The 23,692-nt window shown below is 60.7% G+C and carries 20 protein-coding genes; 7 read left to right on the top strand and 13 right to left on the bottom strand.

The genetic code is table 11. The features are described from left to right. Nucleotides 1-7: 7 nt before the first annotated feature. From ACP7E6_RS16305 to ACP7E6_RS16295, 3 genes are read right to left on the bottom strand one after another with little or no spacing between them, the layout of a single operon-like run. Nucleotides 8-736: a copper homeostasis protein CutC gene (locus ACP7E6_RS16305; protein WP_426230808.1), complete on the bottom strand. Its 729-nt coding sequence runs from the start codon at nucleotides 734-736 to the stop codon at nucleotides 8-10. After that, on the bottom strand, nucleotides 736-1,644 hold the full coding sequence (locus tag ACP7E6_RS16300; protein ID WP_426230807.1) for an ROK family protein: 909 nt from the start codon (nucleotides 1,642-1,644) through the stop codon (nucleotides 736-738). Before ACP7E6_RS16300 ends, ACP7E6_RS16305 begins: the two co-directional genes overlap by 1 nt. Continuing rightward, nucleotides 1,641-3,011 (bottom strand): amidase, encoded by a 1,371-nt coding sequence (locus tag ACP7E6_RS16295; protein WP_426230806.1) that lies wholly within the window; start codon nucleotides 3,009-3,011, stop codon nucleotides 1,641-1,643. Before ACP7E6_RS16295 ends, ACP7E6_RS16300 begins: the two co-directional genes overlap by 4 nt. Nucleotides 3,012-3,204: 193 nt before the next feature. Here ACP7E6_RS16295 and ACP7E6_RS16290 point away from each other — a divergent pair, with 193 nt between their 5' ends. The 3 genes from ACP7E6_RS16290 to ACP7E6_RS16280 are packed head-to-tail and all read left to right on the top strand — an operon-like array spanning nucleotide 3,205 to nucleotide 5,784. Continuing rightward, nucleotides 3,205-3,951 (top strand): sulfate transporter family protein, encoded by a 747-nt coding sequence (locus ACP7E6_RS16290; protein WP_426230805.1) that lies wholly within the window; start codon nucleotides 3,205-3,207, stop codon nucleotides 3,949-3,951. A gap of 52 nt (nucleotides 3,952-4,003) precedes the next feature. Next, a complete protein-coding gene (locus ACP7E6_RS16285; protein ID WP_426230804.1) occupies nucleotides 4,004-4,648 on the top strand; it encodes a helix-turn-helix transcriptional regulator in 645 nt (214 codons plus the stop codon). After that, nucleotides 4,645-5,784 carry an aminotransferase class I/II-fold pyridoxal phosphate-dependent enzyme gene (locus ACP7E6_RS16280; RefSeq protein WP_426230803.1) on the top strand — a complete coding sequence of 380 codons (1,140 nt, stop codon included), beginning with the start codon at nucleotides 4,645-4,647 and terminating at the stop codon, nucleotides 5,782-5,784. The genes ACP7E6_RS16285 and ACP7E6_RS16280 overlap by 4 nt, the downstream gene beginning before the upstream one ends. An 11-nt stretch (nucleotides 5,785-5,795) precedes the next feature. Here ACP7E6_RS16280 and ACP7E6_RS16275 read toward each other — a convergent pair whose 3' ends face one another. The 7 genes from ACP7E6_RS16275 to kdpF all read right to left on the bottom strand — a co-directional run bounded on the left by ACP7E6_RS16275 (nucleotide 5,796) and on the right by kdpF (nucleotide 14,049). After that, complete coding sequence (locus ACP7E6_RS16275; RefSeq protein WP_426230802.1) at nucleotides 5,796-6,491, bottom strand: response regulator transcription factor; 696 nt, start codon at nucleotides 6,489-6,491, stop codon at nucleotides 5,796-5,798. Further along, nucleotides 6,488-9,196 carry a DUF4118 domain-containing protein gene (locus ACP7E6_RS16270; RefSeq protein WP_426231174.1) on the bottom strand — a complete coding sequence of 903 codons (2,709 nt, stop codon included), beginning with the start codon at nucleotides 9,194-9,196 and terminating at the stop codon, nucleotides 6,488-6,490. Before ACP7E6_RS16270 ends, ACP7E6_RS16275 begins: the two co-directional genes overlap by 4 nt. 162 nt (nucleotides 9,197-9,358) lie before the next feature. Beyond that, nucleotides 9,359-9,922 carry a potassium-transporting ATPase subunit KdpC gene (gene kdpC, locus ACP7E6_RS16265; protein ID WP_426230801.1) on the bottom strand — a complete coding sequence of 188 codons (564 nt, stop codon included), beginning with the start codon at nucleotides 9,920-9,922 and terminating at the stop codon, nucleotides 9,359-9,361. A gap of 27 nt (nucleotides 9,923-9,949) precedes the next feature. Next, nucleotides 9,950-12,007 (bottom strand): potassium-transporting ATPase subunit KdpB, encoded by a 2,058-nt coding sequence (gene kdpB / locus ACP7E6_RS16260; RefSeq protein WP_426230800.1) that lies wholly within the window; start codon nucleotides 12,005-12,007, stop codon nucleotides 9,950-9,952. 45 nt (nucleotides 12,008-12,052) lie between these two features. Then, entirely contained in the window at nucleotides 12,053-12,220 is a 168-nt protein-coding gene (locus ACP7E6_RS16255) for a hypothetical protein (RefSeq protein ID WP_318415949.1), read from the bottom strand. 8 nt (nucleotides 12,221-12,228) lie between these two features. Then, on the bottom strand, nucleotides 12,229-13,932 hold the full coding sequence (kdpA, locus tag ACP7E6_RS16250; protein ID WP_426230799.1) for a potassium-transporting ATPase subunit KdpA: 1,704 nt from the start codon (nucleotides 13,930-13,932) through the stop codon (nucleotides 12,229-12,231). Between the two features lie 27 nt (nucleotides 13,933-13,959). Continuing rightward, nucleotides 13,960-14,049, bottom strand: a complete 90-nt coding sequence (gene kdpF / locus ACP7E6_RS16245) for a K(+)-transporting ATPase subunit F (RefSeq protein ID WP_037103661.1) — start codon at nucleotides 14,047-14,049, stop codon at nucleotides 13,960-13,962. Between the two features lie 702 nt (nucleotides 14,050-14,751). Here kdpF and ACP7E6_RS16240 point away from each other — a divergent pair. The 3 genes from ACP7E6_RS16240 (at nucleotide 14,752) to ACP7E6_RS16230 (ending at nucleotide 17,808) form a co-directional block, all read left to right on the top strand. Next, nucleotides 14,752-15,225, top strand: a complete 474-nt coding sequence (locus ACP7E6_RS16240; protein WP_426230798.1) for a hypothetical protein — start codon at nucleotides 14,752-14,754, stop codon at nucleotides 15,223-15,225. 352 nt (nucleotides 15,226-15,577) lie between these two features. Further along, nucleotides 15,578-17,194, top strand: coding sequence for a SulP family inorganic anion transporter (locus ACP7E6_RS16235; RefSeq protein ID WP_426230797.1), 1,617 nt, complete (start codon nucleotides 15,578-15,580; stop codon nucleotides 17,192-17,194). Further along, entirely contained in the window at nucleotides 17,191-17,808 is a 618-nt protein-coding gene (locus ACP7E6_RS16230) for a ParB-like protein (protein ID WP_426230796.1), read from the top strand. Before ACP7E6_RS16235 ends, ACP7E6_RS16230 begins: the two co-directional genes overlap by 4 nt. Nucleotides 17,809-17,853: 45 nt before the next feature. Here ACP7E6_RS16230 and ACP7E6_RS16225 read toward each other — a convergent pair whose 3' ends face one another. Together ACP7E6_RS16225 and ACP7E6_RS16220 are read right to left on the bottom strand one after the other, a co-directional pair. Beyond that, nucleotides 17,854-20,940 (bottom strand): efflux RND transporter permease subunit, encoded by a 3,087-nt coding sequence (locus ACP7E6_RS16225; protein WP_426230795.1) that lies wholly within the window; start codon nucleotides 20,938-20,940, stop codon nucleotides 17,854-17,856. Then, complete coding sequence (locus ACP7E6_RS16220) at nucleotides 20,937-22,181, bottom strand: efflux RND transporter periplasmic adaptor subunit (RefSeq protein ID WP_426230794.1); 1,245 nt, start codon at nucleotides 22,179-22,181, stop codon at nucleotides 20,937-20,939. Before ACP7E6_RS16220 ends, ACP7E6_RS16225 begins: the two co-directional genes overlap by 4 nt. Nucleotides 22,182-22,634: 453 nt before the next feature. Here ACP7E6_RS16220 and ACP7E6_RS16215 point away from each other — a divergent pair, with 453 nt between their 5' ends. Then, nucleotides 22,635-23,252 carry a Crp/Fnr family transcriptional regulator gene (locus ACP7E6_RS16215; protein WP_426230793.1) on the top strand — a complete coding sequence of 206 codons (618 nt, stop codon included), beginning with the start codon at nucleotides 22,635-22,637 and terminating at the stop codon, nucleotides 23,250-23,252. Here ACP7E6_RS16215 and ACP7E6_RS16210 read toward each other — a convergent pair. Continuing rightward, entirely contained in the window at nucleotides 23,249-23,683 is a 435-nt protein-coding gene (locus tag ACP7E6_RS16210; RefSeq protein ID WP_426230792.1) for a hemerythrin domain-containing protein, read from the bottom strand. The genes ACP7E6_RS16215 and ACP7E6_RS16210 overlap by 4 nt on opposite strands. Nucleotides 23,684-23,692 lie beyond the last annotated feature (9 nt).

Raw genomic sequence — 23,692 nt, 5'->3', positions numbered from 1 at the left:
TGACGTCTCAGGGCGCGGCGCTCAGCCGCGCCTTCAATGCCCGCACCGCCTGCTCATCCGTTTGCCGGGCACTGGCCGCAACAAAGCCGAGCGACACCAGCCGGGCATCCTGAGCCGGCTTTTCCACCGAACAGGACGAATGGACTTCCGTCACGGAAAGACGGGACAGCAGTCCGCCGACCGTCTCCAGCGTCACGCCGGAGCCGGGCATGATCGAGATGCGATCCTTGGCATCCGCGATAACGGCAGCCAGTGCATCAACGGCATCAGGGGCCCGTTTCGCGCCGCCGGAGGTCAGGATACGCTCGAAACCCAAGTCCACCGCGATCTCGACTGCTTCAGCAAAATCCAACACCAAATCGAAGGCGCGATGCAATGTCAGCCCCAACCCTTGGGCGTGATCTACCAGCACCCTCAAAGTCTCGCTATCCAAACTTCCGTCAGTCCGGCTCGCGCCGAGAACAACACCGGCAAGACCTGCAGACCGGGCGGCATCGATTTCGACGCGCATGACAGCGATATCGCCGGCATCGAAAACAAAATCGCCGGGCCTTGGCCGGATCATCGCATAGACGGGAATTTCTACTTGGCCCGCCAACGCCATCAGGCCCGGTGAAGGCGTCAGCCCGCCGACGGACAGAGCCGAGCACAATTCGATGCGATCGGCGCCGCCATCGACAGCAGCCTGAAGACCGGCCGCATCCTCGACGCAGACTTCCAGAAGAATATTTGTCATTAAGCCTCTCCTGCCAGACCGAGAACGGCTGCGCCAATCAGCCCGGGTTCGATCCGGCATTCGCCCGGCACCACCAGCGGCCGATCGAATTTTCGCAGGATCCGCGCCCGTACGGCCTTGTCGATCTCGGCGATCAGCGGCGTCACATTGGACAGACCGCCGCCGATCGGGACGATCGTCGCGCCGGTGATATTGACCGTCAGCGCCAGCGGTGAGCTGATGAGATCGACAAGCACATCAATGGTCCGGGCGGCTTCGGCATCGCCGTTCTGCCAGAGCGCGGTGATCTCATGGCTTTCCAGGGCCTTGCCGTGCAACGTAAAGTGCAGGCGCTCCATGCCACGGGCGCCGCCGATCGTATCGACGCAGCCGCGTTGGCCGCAACCACAATCGAAGATCGGGATCGCGACGGGCGGCGTACCGGCCATTGAAGCCACTGCCGGGCCATGCCCCCATTCGCCGGCAAAGCCACCCTCCGCATTGATGAGCCGGCCATCGACGACCAGGCCGCCACCGACGCCTGTTCCGAGAATGGCCCCCAGCACGATACGGTACCCGCGCCCGGCACCGGCACCGGCCTCAGCCAGCGCAAAACAATCGGCGTCGTTGGCAATCAACACAGGTAGCCCAAGCAACGCCGAAAGCTCGGCGCCCAGCTTACGCCCGTCGATGCAGGGAACATTGGCGCATTTGATCGCCTGCGTTTCCGGATCGACGACGCCGGTTATCGATATGGCGATACGATCCGGCTTTTCGCCGGCTTGCGCGATCACATCGCGAAGCGTATCGACAAAGGCGCCGAAATCATCCAGCGGCGTGACCCGGCGGCCGAGCGGCTCAATACGGTCCGCCGCGTGAGCTACCGCGCCCTTGATGGCCGATCCGCCAATATCGAAGCAGACGATCATGCGTCACCACGAATGACGGCTTCGGCCGAGAGCGCTGCCGACAGCAGAGCCTCGTCCTGATTTTTCTGGCCGGACAGCAGAAACCCGACCGGCATGCCGGCTTCGCCCGTTCTGCATGGGATCGAGACGCCGCAGCCATCAAGAAAGTTGCCGATCGACGTGTTACGCAACGTCCTGCCGTTTATCTTGAAAAACAGGTCGTCATCGGCGAGCAGCGGAGCAATCGCCGGCGCCACATGCGGCACCGTCGGATGGACGAGCAGTTCGCCGGGCTCCAAGCTCTCGGCGAAGGCGGCAATCAACCGCTGGCGAGCATCGATGATGGCGATGTAGTCGGGCATCATAATCTTTTCACCCAGCCGGGTGCGGGCGACGACGCGTTGATCCATGCGAGCAGCCGCCGGCCCTTCCAGGCGTGCCTTGTGAAGCGCGAACGCTTCGGCAGTGACCAGCGCGCCATGACGCGCGCCAATCTCGAAAATCTCGGCAAAGATCGGGAAAGCGCGGCGCTTGATCCGGGCACCGGCCTTTTCCAGCCTTGAAACCGCAGCTTCAAACGCGGCCACGACACCCGGTTCGGCATCGTCGAAAACGATGGTTTCAGGAATGACAAGCTTCAGGCCGCTCAGGTCCGTCCTGGCGATATCCGGCGCACTCCGTCCGCGCATGGCGGCGTCGATCCAGATCGCATCTTGAACGGTGCGGCACAGCGGCCCGAGCGAATCGAGGCTCTTTGCCAGCGGGAAGACACCCTGCATCGAATATCGGCCGCGCGTCGCCTTGTAGCCGACGATGCCGTTGAAGGCGGCGGGAATACGGATCGAGCCGCCGGTATCCGTGCCGATCGCCACCGGTACTAGACCGGCGGCCACCGCGACGCCGGACCCGGCCGAAGAGCCACCGGGAATGCGCGGCATGTCGCGCGAGGCGGGATTGTGCGCCGTTCCGTAGTGCGGGTTGATGCCGAGGCCGGAAAAGGCGAATTCGCTGAGATTGGTGCGCCCTATACTGACCATTCCGGCACCGGTAAGCGCCATTACAACAGCGGCATCGGCGGCTGCGGGCGCCGCATCGACCAGCACAGCGGAGCCTGCGGTCGTTACCGCTCCCTTGGTATCAAACAGATCCTTCCAGGCGACCGGAATGCCATCCAGCAGTCCGAGGGACCGCCTCGAGCGAAGACGTTGCGAGGACAATTTGGCGTCCGCCAAGGCGCGCTCGCCCAGCAATTCCGTAAAAATTGCCTGGTCCTGGTAGCCGGCTATCTTTTCCAGCGACGTCTTTGTTAGGTCCACCGGATCGAGCACGCCGGACTGCAGCAGTACCGAAAGGCCCGCGACCGATACGTTTCCGTCCACTCCATCCATCGTCTCAACACTCCACAGCTGTCTTGTAGCGGCATCATAACGGTGCCGCACCGGTTTTGGCAGCGAAAACAGCGCCCTTCGCACATGATTTTCGCCGACTTTTCAAGGTCGCAAGCGCCACGGCCTTGCCCGCAAGTCATGCTCCGCCTACATGCGCAGACAGCGGCACGAATGCCTTTAAGGGAGATACCGGATGATACTCGACGCGGCGCGGCTTTCCTTTGCCAATCTTTTTGCGCCGGAAACGCGCTCGGTTTTCTGGAAGGTGCTGGGCCTGACGCTTCTGGCGCTGGTCGGGCTGTGGTTTGCCCTGCGTGAACTGTTCATCTATCTCGCCTTGCCGTGGCTGGACGCCTTGCTGCCCGGAACGCCCGGCTGGGCAGGATGGCTGACATTCGTTGTCGGCATCTTCGCGAGTTTGGGGCTGGCATTGGGTCTGGCATTGCTGCTGGCACCGGTTACGGCACTAATCGCCGGTTTCTTCCTCGACGACGTCGCCGAGGTCGTTGAAAAACGCGACTATCCGCAGGAACCCGCAGGGCGACCCTTGCCGCTGGGCGAAGCGATTTCCGGCACGTTGAAATTTCTCGGCGTCATCATCATCGGCAATATCATCGCGCTTTTCCTGCTTTTGATCCCCGGCATCAACCTGATCGCCTTCTTTCTGGTCAACGGTTACCTATTGGGCCGGGAGTTCTTCGAGTTTGCGGCGATGCGTTACCGCTCACCCGCTGAAGCCCGGCTCTTTCGCGCCAAACATGCCGGCACCGTTTTCCTCAGTGGCCTCGTGCTTGCAGCATTTCTGGCCGTGCCGCTCCTCAACTTGCTGACACCGCTGTTTGCCGCCGGCATGATGGTTCATCTGCACAAGAAGTTGTCGCAGCGCGATCCGGATTTTCAGCGGCAGCTCAACGTCAACAAGCCATCGTTCGGGCGATAATTAATCAATTTGTTAGAATTGACAAATTGTCAATTCGGGCGGATAAGGCGCCATGTCTCACCCGCTCACACCTTTTATTCCGGTCTGCGACGCCGTCGCCACGCTGTTTTCACCGCATGTGGAAGCGGTTCTGCACGACCTTGAAACAGGCGAAATTGTTCATATCGCCAATGCGTTTTCTAAACGCCGGCCGGGGGACAGTTCCCTCAACGAAGCTGGCTTGGTCTCGACCCTTGATGATGACGTGATCGGCCCCTACGGCAAGTCCAACTGGGACGGCCGCAGGCTGAAAGCCATCACTTCCGTGCTGCGCGATGCCGATGGAAAGCCGGTCGGCCTCCTTTGTATCAACCACGATATCGAGGCGTTTGCCGGCATCTTCGACCAACTGAAATCGATGATGGATATTGCCGCGCCCCTGCCGAAGACCTCGGCGTTGATGGCGGAGGATTGGCGAGAGGCGGTCAACGCGGTGATCGGGGAATTTCTGACAACGCACAGGACCAGCCTCTCCGGGCTTACCGGCGCTGACATGGACGGCCTTATCGCGTTGCTGGAAACGCGCGGCGTTTTTGCCATTCGCAAGGCCGTTCCCTATGTCGCCGAGATCCTCAAACTGTCGAGAGCAACGATCTACAACCGCCTTGGCGCGATCCGCCACAAACAGGACGCTGCCCTTCAAGGAGAGCCGCAATGAGCAAGCCGATGCGCGATTTTGTGCTCGAAACTTTCATGTCGAAATGGGAGTTCACCGCCAAATACAACATGACGGCCTCGGATGCCGAGAGCATTCGCCTGCCGGAACTTCTGGCAATGGCCAGTGATGAGGACCGCGCGGACTTCGAAACCCTCAGCCTCGGCTATACGGAGACCTATGGCGCTCCCGTGCTGCGGCAGGAGATTGCACAAACCTATGACACGGTTCAACCGGAAAACCTGATCTGCTTTGCCGGCGCCGAGGAAGCGATCTATGTGGCGATGAAGGTGCTTTTGACACCGGACGACCACGCCATCGTCATCACGCCCAATTATCAGGCCGCCGAAACCCTGCCGTTGAGCATCTGTGCGGTCACGGGCGTGGCGCTGGATATCGACAATGATTGGAACCTCGACCTCGGACAAATCGAAGCCGCCATCCGGCCGAACACCAAGCTGATCTCGATTAATTTCCCGAACAACCCGACCGGCAAAATCCTGCCGCACGCGACGTTTGATGCGCTGATCGAAATCTGCCGCAAGCATGGCATCTGGCTGTTCAGCGATGAAGTCTACCGCCTGATCGAGAGGCAAGAGGCGCTGCGCCTGCCGCAGGCCGTCGATGCCTACGAGCGGGGGATTTCACTCAACGTCATGTCGAAGGCCTATGGGCTTCCGGGCTTGAGGATCGGCTGGCTGGCCTGCAAGGACCAAGACTTCCTGATCCGTTGCGAACGCTACAAGCATTTCCTGTCGATCTGCAATTCGGCACCCTCGGAAGTTCTGGCCCGCATCGGCCTGAAGAACCGCGACAAGATTTTGGCGCGGACGCGGTCCATCGTCCGCAACAATATCGCCGAGTGGAACACATTTTTCGCCGATTTTCCGCATCTGTTCGATTGGCGGGAGCCGGATGGCGGCTGCGTTGCCTTCATTCGCTACAAGGGACCGGAAGGCGTCGAGGAATTTGCGCGGCGCGCGGTCGAGGAGGCCGGCGTGTTCTTCCTGCCGTCGAGCGTCTACCACTCCGAACTGACGCCCGTGCCACAGAATTGCCTGCGTGTTGGTCTCGGCCGCCTGCATATGCCGGAGGGCATCACCGTGCTGCGCAATTGGTTGAACCGCAATAGCCTGTAGAGGCAAGCTGGCTACAGGTCGGCTTCGCGCAGGCGGTAGCCGACGCCGGTTTCGGTGGTGATATATTGCGGCTGGTCCGGCGTCAGCTCGATCTTCTGGCGCAGCTGGCGTACATAGACGCGCAGATACTGCACGTCGTCGGCATTGCCCCAAACCTCTTTCAGCAGAAACTTGTGCGTCAGCACCTTGCCGGCGTGCTGCACAAGGATGCGCAGGATATCGTATTCCTTCGGTGACAGTTTGACCTCGCGGCCATCCACCTTAACGATGCGCTTGACCAGATCGACCGACAGGCCGCCGGTCTGGAACAGTGGCTTTTCCCCCTGCTGCTGCAGCCGGTGGCGCAACGCCACGCGGATACGTGCCACCAGTTCGTTCATGCCGAAGGGTTTGGTGACGTAATCGTCGGCACCGAGTTCAAGCGCCTTGACGATGCCGGCCTCGTCGGTACGGCTCGACAGGATGACGATCGGTAATGTCAGACCCTCCTCGCGCCAGCCGCGTAGCAGATCGTGGCCGGGCATGTCCGGCAGGCCGAGATCGAGCAGGATCAGGTCCGGTTGCTCGTTTTTCACGCTTTCGCGCGCCACCTTGCCATTGCCGGCTTCGCTGACGGCATAATCCTGCGTTGCCAGGCCGACGCGCAGCAGCCGGCGGATGGGCGGCTCGTCATCGACGACCAGAATCTTCACCGCTGAAAGCGTCATTTCATGTCCTTCAGATTGGGGGCATTCGGAAGCAGTGGCAGGCTGATGGTAAAGACGGCACCGGAGTGGTCGATGCGGTTTTCCGCAGCAATGCTACCGCCCATCGCCTCGACGAAACCACGGCAGATCGAGAGGCCAAGCCCGGTTCCAGCCCGAACATGATCGCCCTTGCGCACCCTGTAGAACGTATCGAAAACCCGTTCCAGATCACCCTGCGGAATACCCGGCCCTTCATCGGACATGCGGATCAGGACGCGTTCGCCATTGCTTTCGGCCCGCACGCGGATCGTCGATCCTTCCGGCGCATATTTGGCGGCGTTGTCGAGCAGGTTGAACAGTACCTGTTCGAACAGCACCGGATCGACCCTGATCATCGGCAGATCGGCGGGAACCTCGACGTCAACAGTATGACCGGCCAGAATCTTGCGTGCCCTGCGCAGCGCGCTGCCGACGATATCGCCGGTATAGTGAAAGGCGGCGTTCGGCTCCATGGCGCCGGATTCGATCCGGGTCATGTCGAGCAGATTGGCAATAAACCGGTTCAGCCGTTCGGATTCGTCGGTCACCGTGGTCAGAAGCTCGACGCGGTCTTCCTCCGGCAGAGCGGACTGGTAGTCGCGCAAGGTTCCGGCAGCACCCATGATAGCGGCAAGGGGTGTCTTCAGGTCGTGCGAAATCGAGGTCAGCAAGGCTGAGCGCAGCCGTCCGGCTTCTTCAGCAAGCCGCGCATTATCGACATCGGCCACAAGCTGCACGCGCTCGATGGCAAGCGCCGCCTGATCGGCGAGTGCATCCAGCAGCCGCTGCTGCTCTGGGCTGAGCAACGGTCCCTGCCGGTCATTGTCGAGACCGATGACGCCGACGGCGGCGCGGCCGGTGCGTAAGGGCACATAGAGACGTTTAGCGCCTGGCAACGTATCGGCACCGCGTCCGGCGGCACGATTGTGCTCCCAGGCCCAGCGGGCCGCAGCGATGTCTGCATCGTCGAGCGTATCGTCGGGCGGATAGCCGGCTTTGACCGCGATCGTCCCCTCCTCCGGCAACAGCAATACCACCCGCACTTTCAGCATCGAGGCCAGCTGAAATGCGGTCGCCCAGAGCACATCGTCCAGCGTACCGGTGCCCGCCAGCTTCTTGCTGAACAAGTAAAGATCTTCGGTGGTACGCGCCCGCAACCGTGCGGCGGCCGCCTGCCGCTGGACGCTGGCCGTCAGGTTGCTGGCAATGATCGCTACGATGAAGAAAAGAACGAACGCGACAACGCTGTCGGGATCGCTGATATCGAGCGTATAGAGCGGCTGCAGGAAGAAGAAATTCAAGGCGACGGCGCTAATGACGCTGGCATAGAGAGCCGGCCGCAGACCCTTGGTCACCGCCGTGGTCAAAACCGCCATCAGGAAAACCAGTGCGATGTTGCGCACGTCGAGCGACTGATCGAGCAGAAAACCCACGCCCAGAGCGCAGCCGGCATAAAGCGTTGCCAGCGCATAGGGCTTGATCTTGAACTGGGTTGAAGCCGGGACGGTCTTGACACCCGTTGCAACGGATTCGCCCTCGCGGTCGTCACCGGCGATGACATGGACGCTGATATTTCCGGCCCGCCGGATAAGACGGCTGGTCACCGAGCCGTGCAGCCATTCCCGCCATCCTGATGTTCTCGGCGTTCCGGCGATGATGTGCGTGACGTTGCTGGACGCGGCGACCCGGACGATCTCCTCGGCCTCTTCGGAACCCGGCCTGGTCAGCGCTTCGGCGCCCAGCCGCTCGGCCAGCCGCAGCGTCGCGGCGATACGGTCGCGCGCGGCCTCTGAAAGATGAATCGACCGTGACGTTTCTACATGCAGCGCCACCAACGGAGCCCGCAGGCGGTCCGCCAGGCGGGCCGCATAGCGCACCAGGGACGTGCTGCGCGGCTTGTCATCGATGCAGACCAATACGCGGTCACCCGCCGCCCAAGGGCCGGAAATCGCGTTCGCCTGCATATGCGTCAGCAGTTGATCGTCCACGCGCTGCGCGGTCTGGCGAAGTGCGAGTTCGCGCAGGGCTGTCAGATTTCCCGGCGAGAAATAGTTTTCCAGCGCCCGCTGCGCCGTCTTCGGAATATAGACCTTGCCATCGTGCAGGCGCTTGATCAGGTCCTCCGGCGTCAGATCGATGATCTCGATATCGTCGGCTCGGTCGATGATTGAATCGGGGACGGTTTCGCGCACGCGGATGCGGGTGATCTGGGCGACGACGTCATTCAAGCTTTCGACATGCTGGATGTTGAGCGTCGAGTAGACGTCGATGCCGCGCGACAACAGTTCCTGCACATCCATGTAGCGCTTTGGATGCCGGCTACCGGGTGCATTGGTATGGGCCAGTTCATCGACAAGAACGAGGCCGGGGCGCCGGGCGAGAATGGCATCGATATCCATTTCCTCGAGATGACGGCCCTTGTATTCGATCGGCGTGCGGGCAATGATCTCGAACCCACCGGCAAGCGCCTGGGTCTCCTTGCGGCCATGGGTTTCGACCACGCCGATCACCACGTCGACGCCATCGGCCTTTTTGGCATGGCCGGAGGTCAGCATCTCATAGGTCTTGCCGACCCCGGGTGCTGCGCCCAGAAAGATTTTCAGGCGGCCGCGCGTTTCCTGCTCCGCCCGCTGCAACAGGGCATCGGGAGACGGTCTTCCATCCATATCGCGAACATCGTCCCGCATGCGCGCTCGTCTTTCCTCATCAATGCCGAAAAGCGGCAGGATGCCGCTTTCGACCATACCGGACATGTCCCAAAAGCCCAGAGGGTTTGGGACAGGTTCCATTCCCAGATCACCACCGGCATCGCGCCTCCTTGTCGAAGCGCGATGCCGGAGCGAACAGGCTTAGACAGCTTTATCAAGCGCCATGTTCAGCGCCAAGACATTGACGGCCGGCTCGCCGAGAATACCGAGTTCGCGGGCCTCGACAGCCTGATCGACCAGCGCGCGGACCTTGCCCTCATCCATACCACGCGCCTTGGCGACGCGTGGAACCTGGAAATAGGCGGCTTCCGGTGTGATGTGCGGATCAAGACCGCTGCCCGAAGCGGTGACCAGATCCATCGGTACCGCAGCGCCAGGATTGGTAGTCTTGAGAGCTTCCGCTTCCGCCTTGATGCGGTCGAGCAGCTTCGGGTTGGTAGGCCCGAGGTTGGAGCCGCTGGACGAGGCGGCATTGTAACCATCGCCGGCAGCCGACGGGCGGCCGTGGAAGTAGGTATCCCCGGTAAAGACCTGACCGATCAGTGCGGAACCGACAACGGTCCCGTCCTTTTCGATCAGACTGCCATTGGCCTGATGCGGGAACAGGGCCTGGGTGATGCCTGTCATGCCAAGCGGGTAGGCAAGGCCGGTAATGACGGTGATTGCAACGATCATGACCAGCGCGGGTCTCAATTGTTTCAGCATTGGAATATTCCTTTAAACGAGACCGTTTTACACAAGGCCAAGGGCGGTGATGGCCATGTCGATGGCCTTGATGCCGATGAACGGTACGATGATGCCGCCGAGGCCATAGATCAGCAGATTGCGCGACAGAAGCGCACCAGCGCCGACGGCGCGATAGGTGACGCCGCGTAGCGACAGCGGGATCAGCGCGACGATAACCAGCGCGTTGAAAATGATCGCCGACAGGATGGCGCTTTGCGGCGAGGCAAGCCCCATGATGTTCAGCGCCGAAAGCTGCGGATAAAAGGCCAGGAACATCGCCGGGATAATGGCGAAATACTTGGCGATATCGTTGGCAATCGAGAATGTCGTCAGCGCACCGCGGGTCATCAGCAGCTGTTTGCCGATCTCGACAATCTCGATCAGCTTGGTCGGGTCGGAATCCAGATCGACCATGTTGCCGGCTTCGCGGGCTGCGACTGTACCGGTGTTCATGGCGACACCGACATCGGCCTGGGCAAGCGCCGGAGCATCGTTGGTGCCGTCGCCGCACATGGCGACAAGCTTGCCCTTGGCCTGTTCCTCGCGGATCAGCGACAGCTTGTTTTCCGGCGTTGCCTGGGCCAGGAAATCATCGACGCCGGCTTCGGCAGCGATGGCCGCCGCCGTCATCGGGTTGTCGCCGGTGATCATCACCGTGCGGATACCCATGCGGCGCAGTTCGGCAAACCGTTCGCGGATACCGCCCTTGACGATATCCTTCAGGTGGACGACGCCCATCAGGCGGCCGTCACGCACGACGGCGAGCGGCGTGCCACCCGATTTGGCGATCTCGTCGGCAATGGCCTGGATCTCGCGAACTGTGTCAGGACGTGCCGCCGTGTTCTGGCTGGCGACATAGCTCAGGACCGCATCGACAGCACCCTTGCGGATCGACGAGCCCTCGATATCGACACCGCTCATGCGGCTCTGCGCCGTAAACGGCACGAAGGTCGCGTGCAGCTGTGCCATGTCGCGGGCGCGGATGCCGTATTTCTCCTTGGCCAGCACGACGATGGAGCGGCCTTCCGGCGTTTCATCGGCAAGCGACGCCAGCTGTGCTGCATCGGCAAGGTCCTGCTGCGACACGCCGGAAACCGGGCGAAGCTCGGTTGCCTGGCGATTGCCGAGCGTGATCGTGCCGGTCTTGTCGAGCAGTAGCGTATCGATGTCACCGGCGGCCTCGACGGCGCGGCCGGACATGGCCAGAACATTGAAACGCACCAGACGGTCCATGCCGGCAATGCCGATGGCCGAAAGAAGCGCGCCGATCGTGGTCGGGATCAGCGTCACGAACAAAGCGACGAGCACGATCACCGGAATGGAGCCGCCGGCATAGGTGGCAAAGCTCGGGATCGTCACAACGGCCAGAACGAAGATCAGCGTCATGCCAGCGAGAAGGATATTGAGGGCAATCTCGTTGGGCGTCTTCTGGCGTTCGGCGCCTTCGACTAGGGCGATCATCCGGTCGATGAAGGTGGAGCCGGCAGCGGCGCTGATGCGCACCCGGATCCAGTCCGACAGGACCTGCGTGCCGCCGGTGACGGCCGAACGGTCGCCGCCGGATTCGCGGATGACGGGCGCCGATTCGCCGGTGATCGCGGCTTCGTTGACGGAAGCGACCCCTTCGATGACTTCTCCATCGGACGGAATGATATCGCCGGCTTCAACGAGAACGATATCGCCGACCTTGAGGGTCGTGCCGGATACCATCTTGAAGCTCTTCAGATCCGTTCCGGTCAGAAGCTTAGCCTGTGTTTCGGTACGGGTCTTGCGCAGCGATTCGGCCTGCGCCTTGCCCCGGCCTTCGGCAACCGCTTCGGCAAAATTGGCAAACAGCACCGTGAACCACAGCCAGATATTGAGCTGCAGCGAGAAGGCGAGGTTGCCGCTACCGGTGACGAGATCGCGCAGGAACAGAACGGTTGTCAGCGTCGAGACGACAGCGACGACGAACATCACCGGGTTCTTGGCAAGGGTGCGTGGATCAAGCTTGACAAAAGCCGAGCCGATCGCCGGAATGAGGATGCGAGAGTCCATCAGGCTCGCAGATTTGGACTGGCTCATAAGAGAACTCCAGTTTCTTTTGTGTGTGACATCACGGCGACCGCGTCAGCCGTGGAACAATTCGGTAAAAGCGTGGGCAAGACCGCCGATCACCAGCAGGACCAGCATGAAGGCGATGATGATGCTGGTGGCCTGCGGGGGCGCCGCTCGCGGCGGATCACCGTCGCGAGGGTTGAGGAGCCTTTTGAATTTCTGCTGGAACAAGCGGTTCATCACGGCACCTAGAAGGTTTGACCTGATATCATCGCCAGATGTTCGACGATCGGTCCGAGCGCCAGTGCCGGGAAGAAAGTCAAGCCACCAACGATCAGGATGACGCCGCACAAAAGGCCGACGAAGAGCGGGCCATGGGTCGGGAACGTCCCTGCCGAAGCCGGCGCCGTCTTCTTCATCACCAGCGAACCGGCAATGGCGAGCGCCGGGATGATCACCAGGAAACGGCCCATCAGCATGGCGATGCCAAGCGTGATATTATACCAGGGCGTGTTGCCGGTGAGACCGCCGAAGGCCGAGCCGTTGTTGGCGGCAGCCGAGGTATAGGCATAGAGGATTTCCGAGAACCCGTGCGGTCCTGGATTTCCGATCGACGCCACGCCTGTCGGCAGGAGGACGGAGACTGCGGTGAAACCAAGCATGGTTGCTGGCAGGATGAGGATGGCGAGAACGGCCATCTTGACTTCCTTAGCCTCGATCTTCTTGCCGAGATATTCCGGCGTGCGGCCAACCATCAGGCCGGCGACGAACACCGTCAGGATGACGAACATCAGGATGCCGTACAAGCCGGCGCCAACGCCGCCGATGATGACTTCACCCAGTTCCATGTTGATCAGCGGGATCAGGCCACCCAATGCGGTGAACGAACCGTGCATGGCATTGACGGCCCCACAGGAGGCGGCCGTCGTCACGACTGCGAACAATGACGACAGGACGATGCCGAACCGGACTTCTTTGCCCTCCATGTTGCCGCCATCGATACCCATGGCATGAACCAGCGGATTGCCCGCAGCTTCGGCCCAGTAGGTCACCGTGACACCGGCGAGGAAGAGCACGCCCATCGCGGCGAAGATTGCCCAACCCTGGCGCTGGTTTCCGACCATGCGGCCAAAGACGTTGGTGAAGGCTGCACCGATGGCAAAGATCGTCACCATCTGGATGAGGTTGGAGATCGCGCCCGGATTTTCAAAGGGATGCGCGGAGTTGGCATTGAAGAAGCCGCCGCCATTGGTGCCGAGCATCTTGATTGCCAATTGCGAGGCGACCGGGCCAAGCGCAATGGTCTGCTGCGCACCCTCGATCGTCGTTGCCGTCACGTAGGCGCCAAGCGTCTGCGGTACGCCAAGATAGACATAGGCAATCGTCAGAACGATGCAGATTGGCATAAGGATGTAGAGCGTGGCGCGGGTCATATCGACCCAGAAATTACCGATCGACTTGCCCGATGCGCGCGCGAAACCACGGATGAGCGCAACGGCGATGGCCATGCCGGTTGCGGCGGAAGCAAAATTCTGCACCGTCAGACCGGCCATCTGCACGAGATAGGACATCGTGCTTTCGCCACCATAATTCTGCCAGTTGGTGTTGGCGACGAAACTGGTAGCGGTATTGAACGAAAGCTCAGGCCCGACAGCCGTCATGCCCGCAGGATTGAACGGCAGGAAGCCCTGAAACCGCTGCAGCGCATAGAGAACGGCAAAGCCGGCGAGATTGAACAGAAGCAGGGAGAACACATAACTCGTCCAGTGCTGCTCTTCCTTCTCGCTGGTGCCGGACAGCCGGTAAAGGCCGCGTTCGATCGGGGCAAAAAGAGGCGACAGCAATGTGCGCTCGCCACCGAAGACGCGCGTCATATAGGCGCCGAGCGGCTTGATGAGCAAAATGACGATCCCGCAGAAGATGAGGATCTGGATCCATCCGTTGAGTGTCATGGCAATAACTTTCCGAACCTGGCGTTGTTAGAAGCGCTCAGGGCGAATGAGGGCGTAGGTCAGATAAGCGAGGAGAAACACGGTCACGCCGGCTCCGAGCACATAATCGACAAGCATTTCTCTTAATCCTTCGAATTAGAGACGGTCGCAGGCCCGCGTATAGGCAAACGACAGCGCGAAAAACAAAACACCGATCCCGACCAAGACAATATCCATCATCGATTCAGGCTCCTTTTGTTGAATTTCATCTTTCCCTCCTCTTCAAAGGAGGGCGGCGACGCGAAAGAGGCCCCGTCCGATCATGCGCGACGCAAGATCCGGGGCCTGAATTCCACGCTCAATATGCCGCCGAACCGCATTAGCGTTCGAGACGGGGCGCCGGGGAGAGATATAAAAATCTCATAGGGACTTTTGGGAGAGCGCGCGCTCATCTGGCAGCCTCGGCTGGATCCACCGTGTTGATCCCCGCGTAAAAATATTGAACCAGCCGAATAGTCGGGACGGCTAAACAGTGTTGGAGAACCAACCACGGGTGTGCCTTGGGAGCGCCACGGCGCAGGCTGACACTTTGCCGTTTCCCGCCACCGGCCAGTTTGCCGATACTTGTGCGAGATAACCTTTCCCATAATCGATCGAAATTATGGCGATGGGGAAAATCTGAATATTACTTTAATTTAACATGATCTTATTCGCATCGAGCAGTATATTCCTCAGCGAAGTCATGTATTGCCGGCGGCGATCGGGCCGTGACGCGACACTATAAGATGGCTTCCTATCAAGAGACGTGTGAAAAACGTCTTTATATCAGAGGTAACGCAAATGTTCTCTTTTGCAAAAACCGCAACAATGTCCGCACTTTTCATCTCGGCATCCATCGGTGTTGCTTTCGCCGGCTCCCACGGCGATCCCAGCCATGATCACGGTCATGATTTTGATCGCCACTCCGACGGTCGTCAGGACCGTTCATTGCTTGGGGACGATGACATCACCACGGATGACAGTGCGACCCCGACCTTTGTTGTTCCCGCCTACACCGTCGGTTATGCTTCCGGATCACGACTGAATACAATTCTCAGTGAGCTTCGTGCTGACAATCAAAGTATGAATGCGGATAGGGCACGGGGTCTTCTCACACGCGCTGAATATCAGCGCCTCAAGGCTGACGATACCTGGATACGCCACGAAGCGATGGCAGTAGCTGATCGCAACAACGGTGCGATACCGGCAGCTCGCTACGCTGTCCTGCAAAATCAGGCTCAGCAGCTTCAAGCCAACATTCGCCGCATGGCATAAACGGCCTGCCAGCCCCGAACATGCAGCGCAGGCTGCATGCTTGGGGCTGGCATGTATACGTCAGCCGCGACGGACCATCACCGCGGTCCGGTGCGCCAAAACCTAAACTCTAATCCATTTCGAAACCTGGCGCGGACCATTGATTGTTCGGTCGTCAATGATGTTGACGGATGCACATGAAATTGATTGTATTTTGCAGGATACTCCTCTCCTGGATGCCGCAGTACCCCGCGCCGCAAGCACGGCGGCCAGGCTCTGGTGACCGTCTTAGGACGTGTTGCAGGGTAAAGCCGGATGCAAGGCAACCTGTGGTACCTTCCTTGTCGTGAAAGCACAGGAGAACCGGCCCGCAATGCGCAAAGGAGACTGGATCGCGGGTCTGTCAGTAGCGGGATTGATGCTGCCCGAAGCTGTCGCCTATGCCGGGATTGCCGGCTTGCCGCCGCAGCGGGCGATCTGCGCTGCCATTGCCGGCTGCCTCGCCTATGGGCTAGTTGGGCAAAGCCGCTTTGCAATTGTCAGCCCGACATCTTCCTCCGCCGCCATCCTTGCCGCGACACTGCTGACGCTACCGGGTTCAGTCGACGACAAGGCGTTGCTCGCCACGGTCCTGGTCGCACTCGTCGGCGCTCTCTTCCTGTTCGCATCGATGGTCCGGCTCGGAAATCTCGCAGGTTTCATCTCAAGGCCCGTGTTGCGCGGTTTCGCGTTCGGGCTGGCGATCACCATCATCTTGCGCCAGATACCGGTTCTGGCCGGGGTGCAGGTCAATGCATCCGACATTCTGAACCTCGTTACGGGCTTGGTTTCCTCGGTGCCACATTGGCATCTGCCCAGCGTTCTTATCGGCGCAACGGCTCTCGTGGCCCTGATCGGGCTCCGCCGCGTTCCATTCCTTCCCGGTGCGTTTCTCGTGCTCTGCGGCGGCATCGCCGTCTCGGCCATCTTTGATCTCTCCCACCGCAGTGTTGCCCTTGTCGGCTCTATCCCGCTTCTGCCCGCTTGGCCGGATTTCTCGTCGCGCCAGTGGTCCGAAATCATCACACTGATGCCTTTCGTGCTGCCGCTGGTGCTTATTCTCTTTGCAGAGTCCTGGGGCACCATCCGCTCGTTCTCGCTGCGCCACAATGAGCCCGTGGAAGCGAATCGGGAGCTGGGGGCCCTTGGCCTGGCAAATCTTGCCAGCGCCGTCGTCCAGGGCATGCCGGTCGGGGCCGGGTTTTCGGCAGGTGCTGCCAGCGAGGCGGCAGGCGCACAAAGCCGGGCGACCGCCGTCTTCGCAGCGCTCGGCCTGACACTGATGATCATCTTTGCTTCCGGACCTGTCGCCCTTCTTCCCCAGCCCGTGTTGGCGGCAGTGGTGATCGCCGCATTGACCCATGCACTCGACCCGATGCCGTTGTTGCACCTGTGGCGGCTGAAACGCGATGGTTACATCGCGCTGGGTGCTGCACTCGGTGTGCTGGTGTTCGGGGTTCTCGATGGCATGCTGGTCGCGATCGCGTTGTCGTTGGCAGCACTGCTCAGACGCATGGCATCGCCTTATGTGGCCCGTCTCGGAAGGCTCGCTGGGGGCCACGATTTTGTCGATATCGCCCGCCATGCCGACGCGGTCTCAGTTTCCGGGGTCACCGTCTGGCGGCCGGCGCAGCCCCTGTTTTTCGCCAATGCGGATGCCGTTTTGAACACGATCGCCACCCACGTTCGTGCGGAACGCGACAGCGATTGCGTGGTCGTCAGCCTGGAGGAGAGTTTTGATCTCGACAGCACGGCGCTCGACGCCCTGTTGGAATTCGACGCGACGGTCAAGGCCTCCGGCAAGCGCGCGCAATATGCCCGTGTGCACGACCGGGCCCGCGATCTGATCATGGCCGCAGCGCCTGAGCTTGCCGGGCGTTGCAGCGTCAGCGTGGATGATGCAGTTTCAGCCGTTCTGTCCCAAGCATCAAGCACCGGAGATGCCCAATGACGCAAACCTACGAACCCCATCTGCAACCCGTGGCGATTGCGAGCCTGCGGCCGACGCAAATGACGGTCGGCTTTCGCGAAGTGGCCTGCAAAAGCCTGGAATGGCGCGAGATTTCCGGACATGACGGCGCCGATTTTCTCGGCCGTCATATGGTCCCAGTCGTCATCGGCTGGAAGAAGCATGCCTATCTGATCGATCACCATCATCTCGTCAGGGCTTTGCAGGAAGAAGGCGTCGCGCATGTCCTGACCAGCGTCGTTGCCGATCTCAGCGATCTCGGCAAAACGGAGTTCTGGTCAGTGATGGATCACTATCGCTGGTCCTATCCGTTCGATGCCGCAGGCGAGCGGCAGCCGCATAACAGCCTGCCGAAATCCGTGGCCGGCCTTATCGACGATCCCTACCGGTCGCTGGCCGGCGCACTTCGCGGCGCGGGCGGCTATGCCAAGGACAACACGCCATTCAGCGAGTTCATGTGGGCAGATTTCTTGAGAAACCGCATCGATGCGAAATTGCTGCGCAGAGATTTCAAGGACGCCGAAATCGCCGCCCTCAAACTTGCCAGAACCAAGTCAGCAAGACATCTGCCTGGCTGGTGCGGCCCAAGTGATTGACCTACTGACAGGCAAGAACACTCACCGATACTCGCCTCCGAGAAGTTACTCCGCTGGCGCCGCCACGCCCTTGCGTGACCAGAGCGACCGGGCAAAGGCGGACAACCGTTCGATCTCGACGAAGATGACCGGCGTGATGAACAGCGTCAGCACCTGGCTGACCAGAAGCCCGCCAACAACCGCAACCCCGAGCGGTTGGCGCAATTCCGAGCTGGCGCCGGTTCCGATCGCCACCGGCAACGCGCCGAGGAGTGCGCAGAACGTCGTCATCATGATCGGCCGGAAGCGGCGCACGGCGGCCAGATGGATGGCCTCGTGCGTTTCGTGATTTTCGTCGCGCTGCAGTGTCAGTGCGACATCGATCATCATGATCGCATTCTTCTTGACGATACCGATGAGCATCAGCAAACCGACCAAGGCGATGATCGACAGATCGAAGCCGAAGATCTTCAAGGTCAGCAGCGCTCCGAACGCTGCGGAGGGCAGGCCGGAGAGAATGGTCAGCGGGTGCAGGAAGCTTTCGTAGAAGACCCCCAGCACCACATAGATGATCAGGACGGCTGCGCCGATCAACAGCCCCGTATTGCCGCTGGCCTGCTCGAAAATCTGGGCGGCCCCGGCATAGTTCGTCGTCACGGTTGCAGGAAGATTGATCTGCTGCTTGAGCGCATCGACGCGCGCGGTTACTGTTCCGAGTGACACGCCTTTCGGCAGATTGAACGACAGGGTGACTGCGGTGAGCTGGCCCGTCTGGTTGACGGTAACCGGCCCTGCCTCGCGTGTCACGCGGGCAAAGCTCGACAACGGCACAAGCGTCCCGGACGCGGACGCAATCCGGATTGCCGACAGGGACTGCTCGTTCCAGTCCAGCGACTGATCATACTCGATGATAACGTCATAGCTGTTGCCGGTCGTCTGGATCTGCGTGACAACATAGCTGCCGAATGCCGCCTCCAGCGTCGTGCGCAGTGCCTGAGACGAAATTCCGAGGCTGTTTGCCCGGTCGTTGTCGACGGTGACATGGGCCTGAAGCGCATTGTTCTGCAGGTCGGTGGCAACATCGACAAAATGGGCGGTATCAGCCCGCATCGCATCACCGAGCGTTTGCGACCATTGCCGTGCTGCCGCAGCATCGATCGATTGCAGGACGACTTGGTACAGGCTCTGTGTGCTGCGCCCACCAAAACGCAGGCTCTGCTGGGGCGTGATGAAGGTCTTCAATCCGGCGATCTGCGAGAGCGAATGGCGCAAGGCCTGCAGGGTCGTATCAAGCGGCGGACGCGTGGTGCGCGGTTTCAGTTGAACCAGAAGCGACCCGGAATTGAGCGCCGATCCGCCAGGTCCGGCACCGAGTGTCGAGGTCACATGCGCGACGCTCGGATCGCTGGAGACGATGGCCGCAGCGCGGGCCTGCAATGTGCTCATCGCCTGATAGGATATATCCTGGCGGGCCTGCGTCGAGATCGTCAGGATACCGATATCTTCGGAAGGGAAAAAGCTGCGCGGCAGGCTTGCAAACATCCAACCGGACGCAACAAACGTGGCGGCGAACACCAGCATGACAATTGCGCGATGGCTCAGACACCAGCCGACGGCCCGGCCGTAGGCAGCTGTTACCCTGTCGAATCCCCCTTGGCGCTTCAGCTGCTGCGTATCCCGGTGCGGCAGCCGGGCCGCAAGCATCGGGGTCACGGTCAGCGACACCGTCGCCGAAGCCAGGATTGCCAATGTGACGACGACGCCGAACTCGTTGAGCACGCGCCCGACGATGCCGCCCATCAACAGGATCGGCAGGAAGACGGCGACCAGCGAAATCGACATCGAAATAATGGTGCCGGTGACCTCCCGGCTACCTTCGATCGCCGCCTCAAGCGGCGCCATGCCTTCCTCCACCTTGCGGACGATATTCTCCAGCATGACAATGGCATCATCGACGACGAGCCCGACCGAAAGGGTGAGCCCTAAAAGCGAGATATTGTCGATCGAGAAGCCGAGCGCATGCATGGCGCCCAATGTCGCCACCAGCGACAGCGGTACGGCGAGCGCTGGAATAAGCGTGGCCGCAACCCGCCGGAGGAAGAGATAGATGATAAGGACAACGAGGCCGATGGTAATCATCAGCGTCGTCTCGACATCGGACACTGCGGCGCGGATCGAGACAGAAGCGTCGTTGACGATGTTGATGTGCATGTTTGCCGGAAGATTGGCCTGAAGTTCCGGGACTTTTGCCAGAATGGCATCGACCACCGCCACAGTATTGGCGCCCGGCTGGCGTTGTACTGCCAGCGCAATGGCCGGCTTTCCATCAAGCCAGCTTCCCTGGTTGACGATCGAAGCGCTGTCCACGACATCGGCGACATCGTCCAGCCGCACGATACGGCCGCCCGGCTGGGCGATGATCAGGGTTCGGAACGCTTCGGCATCGCTGCGCTGCGTCGCCACATCGACGGTCAGCGCCTGTGACTTGTTTTGCAAGGTACCGACGGGGGACTGATCATTGGCGGCAGCAACCGTCGTCGCCAGTCCGTCAAGGGAAAGACCACGGGCCTCCAGCTTGTGTGGATCGACCTCGATCCGCACAGCATAGGCCTTGGCGCCATAGACCTGTGCCTGCGCCACGCCGGAAATCGTCGAGAGCGCCGGCGAAATGATGTTTTCCGCGACGTCGTCCATTTTCGTCAGCGCGGCGCCGTCGCCGGTCAGAGCCAGGATCAGCACCGCTGCATCGGCCGGGTTTGCCTTGCGATAGCTCGGTGGCGCGGTGAGATTGTCCGGTAATTGCCGTTCGGCTCTGGCAATCGCTGCCTGGACGTCCGCGGCGGCCGCATCTATGTCGCGCGAAAGATTGAACTGGATCGTGATCTGGGTATTGCCGAGTGACGAGCTGGCGCTGATCGTATCGATCCCGGCGATCGTTTCGAACTGCTTGATCAAGGGCGTGGCGACGGAACTGGCCATCGTGTCCGGCGAGGCACCGGCGAGCTGTGCCGAGACGTTGATGGTTGGGAAATCGGCCTGCGGCAGCGCGGCGACAGGCAGGTTCGTATAGGCGGAAGCGCCTGCGAGGAAAACACCCACGATCAAGAGGATTGTCGCGACCGGACGCCGGATGAAGATTTCGGAGATGTTCATTCGACCGCTCCGGCTTCGGCCCCGCTTTCAGCCACCGTCTCAGGTGCGGCCGCCGGCGCCGAGAAGATCTCGACATGCGTTCCGTCCACCAGCCCCGCCTGCCCCTCGGTCACCACGATCTCGCCCTCCTTGAGGCCAGCGGAGATACCGGTCGTGTCCCCGACGGCAAAGGCGACTTTCACCTTGCGCACTTCGACGGTCTTATCCTGCTTGACGACGTAGCAGACAGCTCCATCGCTCTGCGGCTGCACGGAGACGGACGGCACCAGGACGAGATCTTTCTGTTCGCCGGCGGTGACCGTGACACTCAGCGACTGCCCCGGCCAGAATGTTCCGTCCGAATTTTCAAGACGCGCCCGCATCTTGAACGTACCGGACGGGGCATCCACCGCGTTGTCGATGAACACGATCGGCCCGGTCTCTTCCGCCGTCTTATCCTGGGACAATGTCGGAGAAATTCTGACATTGAGCTGCCCGCCTGCAAGCGCCTGCCGGGCGAGATCGAGATCCGTTTCGGGTAACGTAAACTCCGCATAGACCGGCTTCATCTGCGTCAGCGTGACGATATCTTGACCCGGCGCGACATAGGCACCGGGTGAAAACAGGATCACTCCCAGCTTGCCGTCGAAGGGTGCGCGAATCTGCGTCTGCGTCAGCGCGACCTTGTCGGCTGCAAGCGTGGCATTATCGACGCCGATTGCGGCCTGTGCCTGTTTTGCGGCCGCAACTGCATCATCATATTGCTGACGGGTTTCTGCGCCGTCATTGCTCAGCGCCTCCATCCGTTTCAGGTTTGTATTGGCCTCGTCGAGTGCCGCCTGGTCCTTGGCAAGCGTCGCGGTGTCCCGCGCTATATTTGCATTGATCGTGCGGTCGTCGAGCTGCACCAGCAAAGTGCCGGCCGTGACATCGGCACCGTCCTTGACCAAGATCTGCGCGACGGTGCCCGCCGCCGGACTGGACAGGGCCGTGGACGCGAACGGAACGATGATTCCGAGCGAACTGCGCGTCACCGGCAACGAACCGGCTTTTGCCGTTGTCGTGTTGACGGTCATGACGTTACGCATTTGCCCAACCGCGCCTTTCTTCTTGTCGATCTCGCCGCTCGGTTTGCTTTCGGCTGAATCCATAGACAGAAAGCGTGCGACTCTTTCAGGCAAATAGGGGCTGAGTTCGGCACGCCCAAGAAAAACACCTGCGGCAACGGCAACGACGAAAAGGAGAGAATTCGGGTACCGCATGTCGTTTTCCTTCAGTGGGAACAACGCTTTTCTCGAACGCCAGAATTATGCGACTATTGACGGTCATAAATGACCTTGAACCGGGCAACACGGTGTCAGCAATCACCTCGCCAGAATTAAATTCTGTTTAGAATCGAAAGGATCATCCCGGCCGGTTCTGGTGTCAGTGGATCCTCACCTGCCCGTGTAGATTACACGACCTACCGGGGAGCAGCACCACAGCAGCGGCCCGCGACGAAAGGTCCGTGCCGCTACCCCACTTCACAGCGGCAGATACGAGCAAAATCTGCTAGTCGTGCTTTAGTTGCAGATTTGACCACGCATTGGGGAACCCAACTGTCAGAAGCCGCCCGTATCGATATTCATAACTCAGACACCCCCCTCCTCTGTCGAAGCTGCGAAGTGCGTCACAAGGGATTGTGCGGTGCGTTGGACGCCGGGCAATTGCTTGCCATGGCAAAGCACACCCGCATGACCCGGCATCAAGCAGGCAAATTGCTGGCTGGCGAGGAAACCCCGATCCAGTCCTATGCCAACGTCATGCGCGGCGTCGTCAAACTGACCAAAGTGCTCGAAAACGGCCGCCAGCAGGTTGTCGGCCTCCAGTTCGCGCCGGATTTCCTCGGCCGGCTGTTTGGCCGCGAAAACGCAGTGACGGCGGAAGCCGCATCCGATGTCGAGCTCTGCGAAGTTCCGCGCGCGGCCTTCGAACGGCTGGTGGCCGAGTATCCGCAGATGGAACAGCGGCTTTTCAGCCAGGTTCTGCGCGAGCTCGACGAGGCCAGGGACTGGATGGTCACGCTTGGGCAAAAGACCGCAGCCGAAAAGGTCGCGAGCCTGCTTTACCTCATCGCCGGCCACATCGATCCATCGACCGGCCCCGAAGCACGCGACAGCACCGCGTTCGATCTGCCTCTGTCGCGTATCGATATCGCCGAGTTTCTCGGCCTGACGATCGAGACGGTATCGCGCCAGATCACCAAGCTGCGAACCGATGGGGTGATTTCTGTCGTTGCAAACCGCCACATCACGGTCCCGAGCCTGAACCGCCTGAAGGCGCGCTGCGGTTAAACCGCCAAGGTAGCCCCAGGGCCGGCGGAAAGCATCGGAAGCAGAACGGTGCAGTCAAACCGGATGCGCCGCCTGGCGCAATCGAAATAGCCACGCAGAATGTAGCCGAGCGTTTCCGGCGATGGCTTGCAGAGCCCCGTGCCATAGGCGCGCAAAGCCTCGCAGAGTTCTTCGGCGTAACACTCTTCCTCGAGCTGCTCGTAGCGGATCTGGTTGAGGATTTCCGGCAAGCCGGCCGGCGTTCGCCAAGGCTGCCTGATCCATGGGAGGATGACCTCCTCTTCCAGCCGGTGGACGGCCGTCAGGATCGGCGGGATCGCCCGGCGCAGGTGCAGGCATTCACCGTGCGCAACCTTGTCCGGCAGCCGGTCTGCAACACTTTCCAGCGCGTCGCACAGCATCGTCTGATCCCGCAGCGCACGCTGCAACATGTCAACCGC

The organism is Pararhizobium sp. DWP3-4, from assembly GCF_049898205.1.
Lineage (GTDB): Bacteria > Pseudomonadota > Alphaproteobacteria > Rhizobiales > Rhizobiaceae > Pararhizobium.
The sequence above is the reverse complement of the archived record's forward strand: the minus strand, read 5'-3'. Positions and strand labels throughout refer to the sequence as shown.

Coding starts and splice junctions, on each gene's coding strand:
- ACP7E6_RS16235 (WP_426230797.1), top strand. CDS start 15,578: ATGCGCAAAGGAGACTGGATCGCGGGTCTGTCAGTAGCGGGATTGATG.
- kdpB (WP_426230800.1), bottom strand. CDS start 12,007: ATGAGCCAGTCCAAATCTGCGAGCCTGATGGACTCTCGCATCCTCATT.
- ACP7E6_RS16255 (WP_318415949.1), bottom strand. CDS start 12,220: ATGAACCGCTTGTTCCAGCAGAAATTCAAAAGGCTCCTCAACCCTCGC.
- ACP7E6_RS16300 (WP_426230807.1), bottom strand. CDS start 1,644: ATGATCGTCTGCTTCGATATTGGCGGATCGGCCATCAAGGGCGCGGTA.
- ACP7E6_RS16240 (WP_426230798.1), top strand. CDS start 14,752: ATGTTCTCTTTTGCAAAAACCGCAACAATGTCCGCACTTTTCATCTCG.
- kdpF (WP_037103661.1), bottom strand. CDS start 14,049: ATGCTTGTCGATTATGTGCTCGGAGCCGGCGTGACCGTGTTTCTCCTC.
- kdpC (WP_426230801.1), bottom strand. CDS start 9,922: ATGCTGAAACAATTGAGACCCGCGCTGGTCATGATCGTTGCAATCACC.
- ACP7E6_RS16305 (WP_426230808.1), bottom strand. CDS start 736: ATGACAAATATTCTTCTGGAAGTCTGCGTCGAGGATGCGGCCGGTCTT.
- ACP7E6_RS16220 (WP_426230794.1), bottom strand. CDS start 22,181: ATGCGGTACCCGAATTCTCTCCTTTTCGTCGTTGCCGTTGCCGCAGGT.
- ACP7E6_RS16275 (WP_426230802.1), bottom strand. CDS start 6,491: ATGACGCTTTCAGCGGTGAAGATTCTGGTCGTCGATGACGAGCCGCCC.
- ACP7E6_RS16225 (WP_426230795.1), bottom strand. CDS start 20,940: ATGAACATCTCCGAAATCTTCATCCGGCGTCCGGTCGCGACAATCCTC.
- ACP7E6_RS16270 (WP_426231174.1), bottom strand. CDS start 9,196: ATGCGGGACGATGTTCGCGATATGGATGGAAGACCGTCTCCCGATGCC.
- ACP7E6_RS16210 (WP_426230792.1), bottom strand. CDS start 23,683: ATGTTGCAGCGTGCGCTGCGGGATCAGACGATGCTGTGCGACGCGCTG.
- ACP7E6_RS16285 (WP_426230804.1), top strand. CDS start 4,004: ATGTCTCACCCGCTCACACCTTTTATTCCGGTCTGCGACGCCGTCGCC.
- ACP7E6_RS16215 (WP_426230793.1), top strand. CDS start 22,635: ATGGCAAAGCACACCCGCATGACCCGGCATCAAGCAGGCAAATTGCTG.
- ACP7E6_RS16230 (WP_426230796.1), top strand. CDS start 17,191: ATGACGCAAACCTACGAACCCCATCTGCAACCCGTGGCGATTGCGAGC.
- ACP7E6_RS16295 (WP_426230806.1), bottom strand. CDS start 3,011: ATGGATGGAGTGGACGGAAACGTATCGGTCGCGGGCCTTTCGGTACTG.
- ACP7E6_RS16290 (WP_426230805.1), top strand. CDS start 3,205: ATGATACTCGACGCGGCGCGGCTTTCCTTTGCCAATCTTTTTGCGCCG.
- ACP7E6_RS16280 (WP_426230803.1), top strand. CDS start 4,645: ATGAGCAAGCCGATGCGCGATTTTGTGCTCGAAACTTTCATGTCGAAA.
- kdpA (WP_426230799.1), bottom strand. CDS start 13,932: ATGACACTCAACGGATGGATCCAGATCCTCATCTTCTGCGGGATCGTC.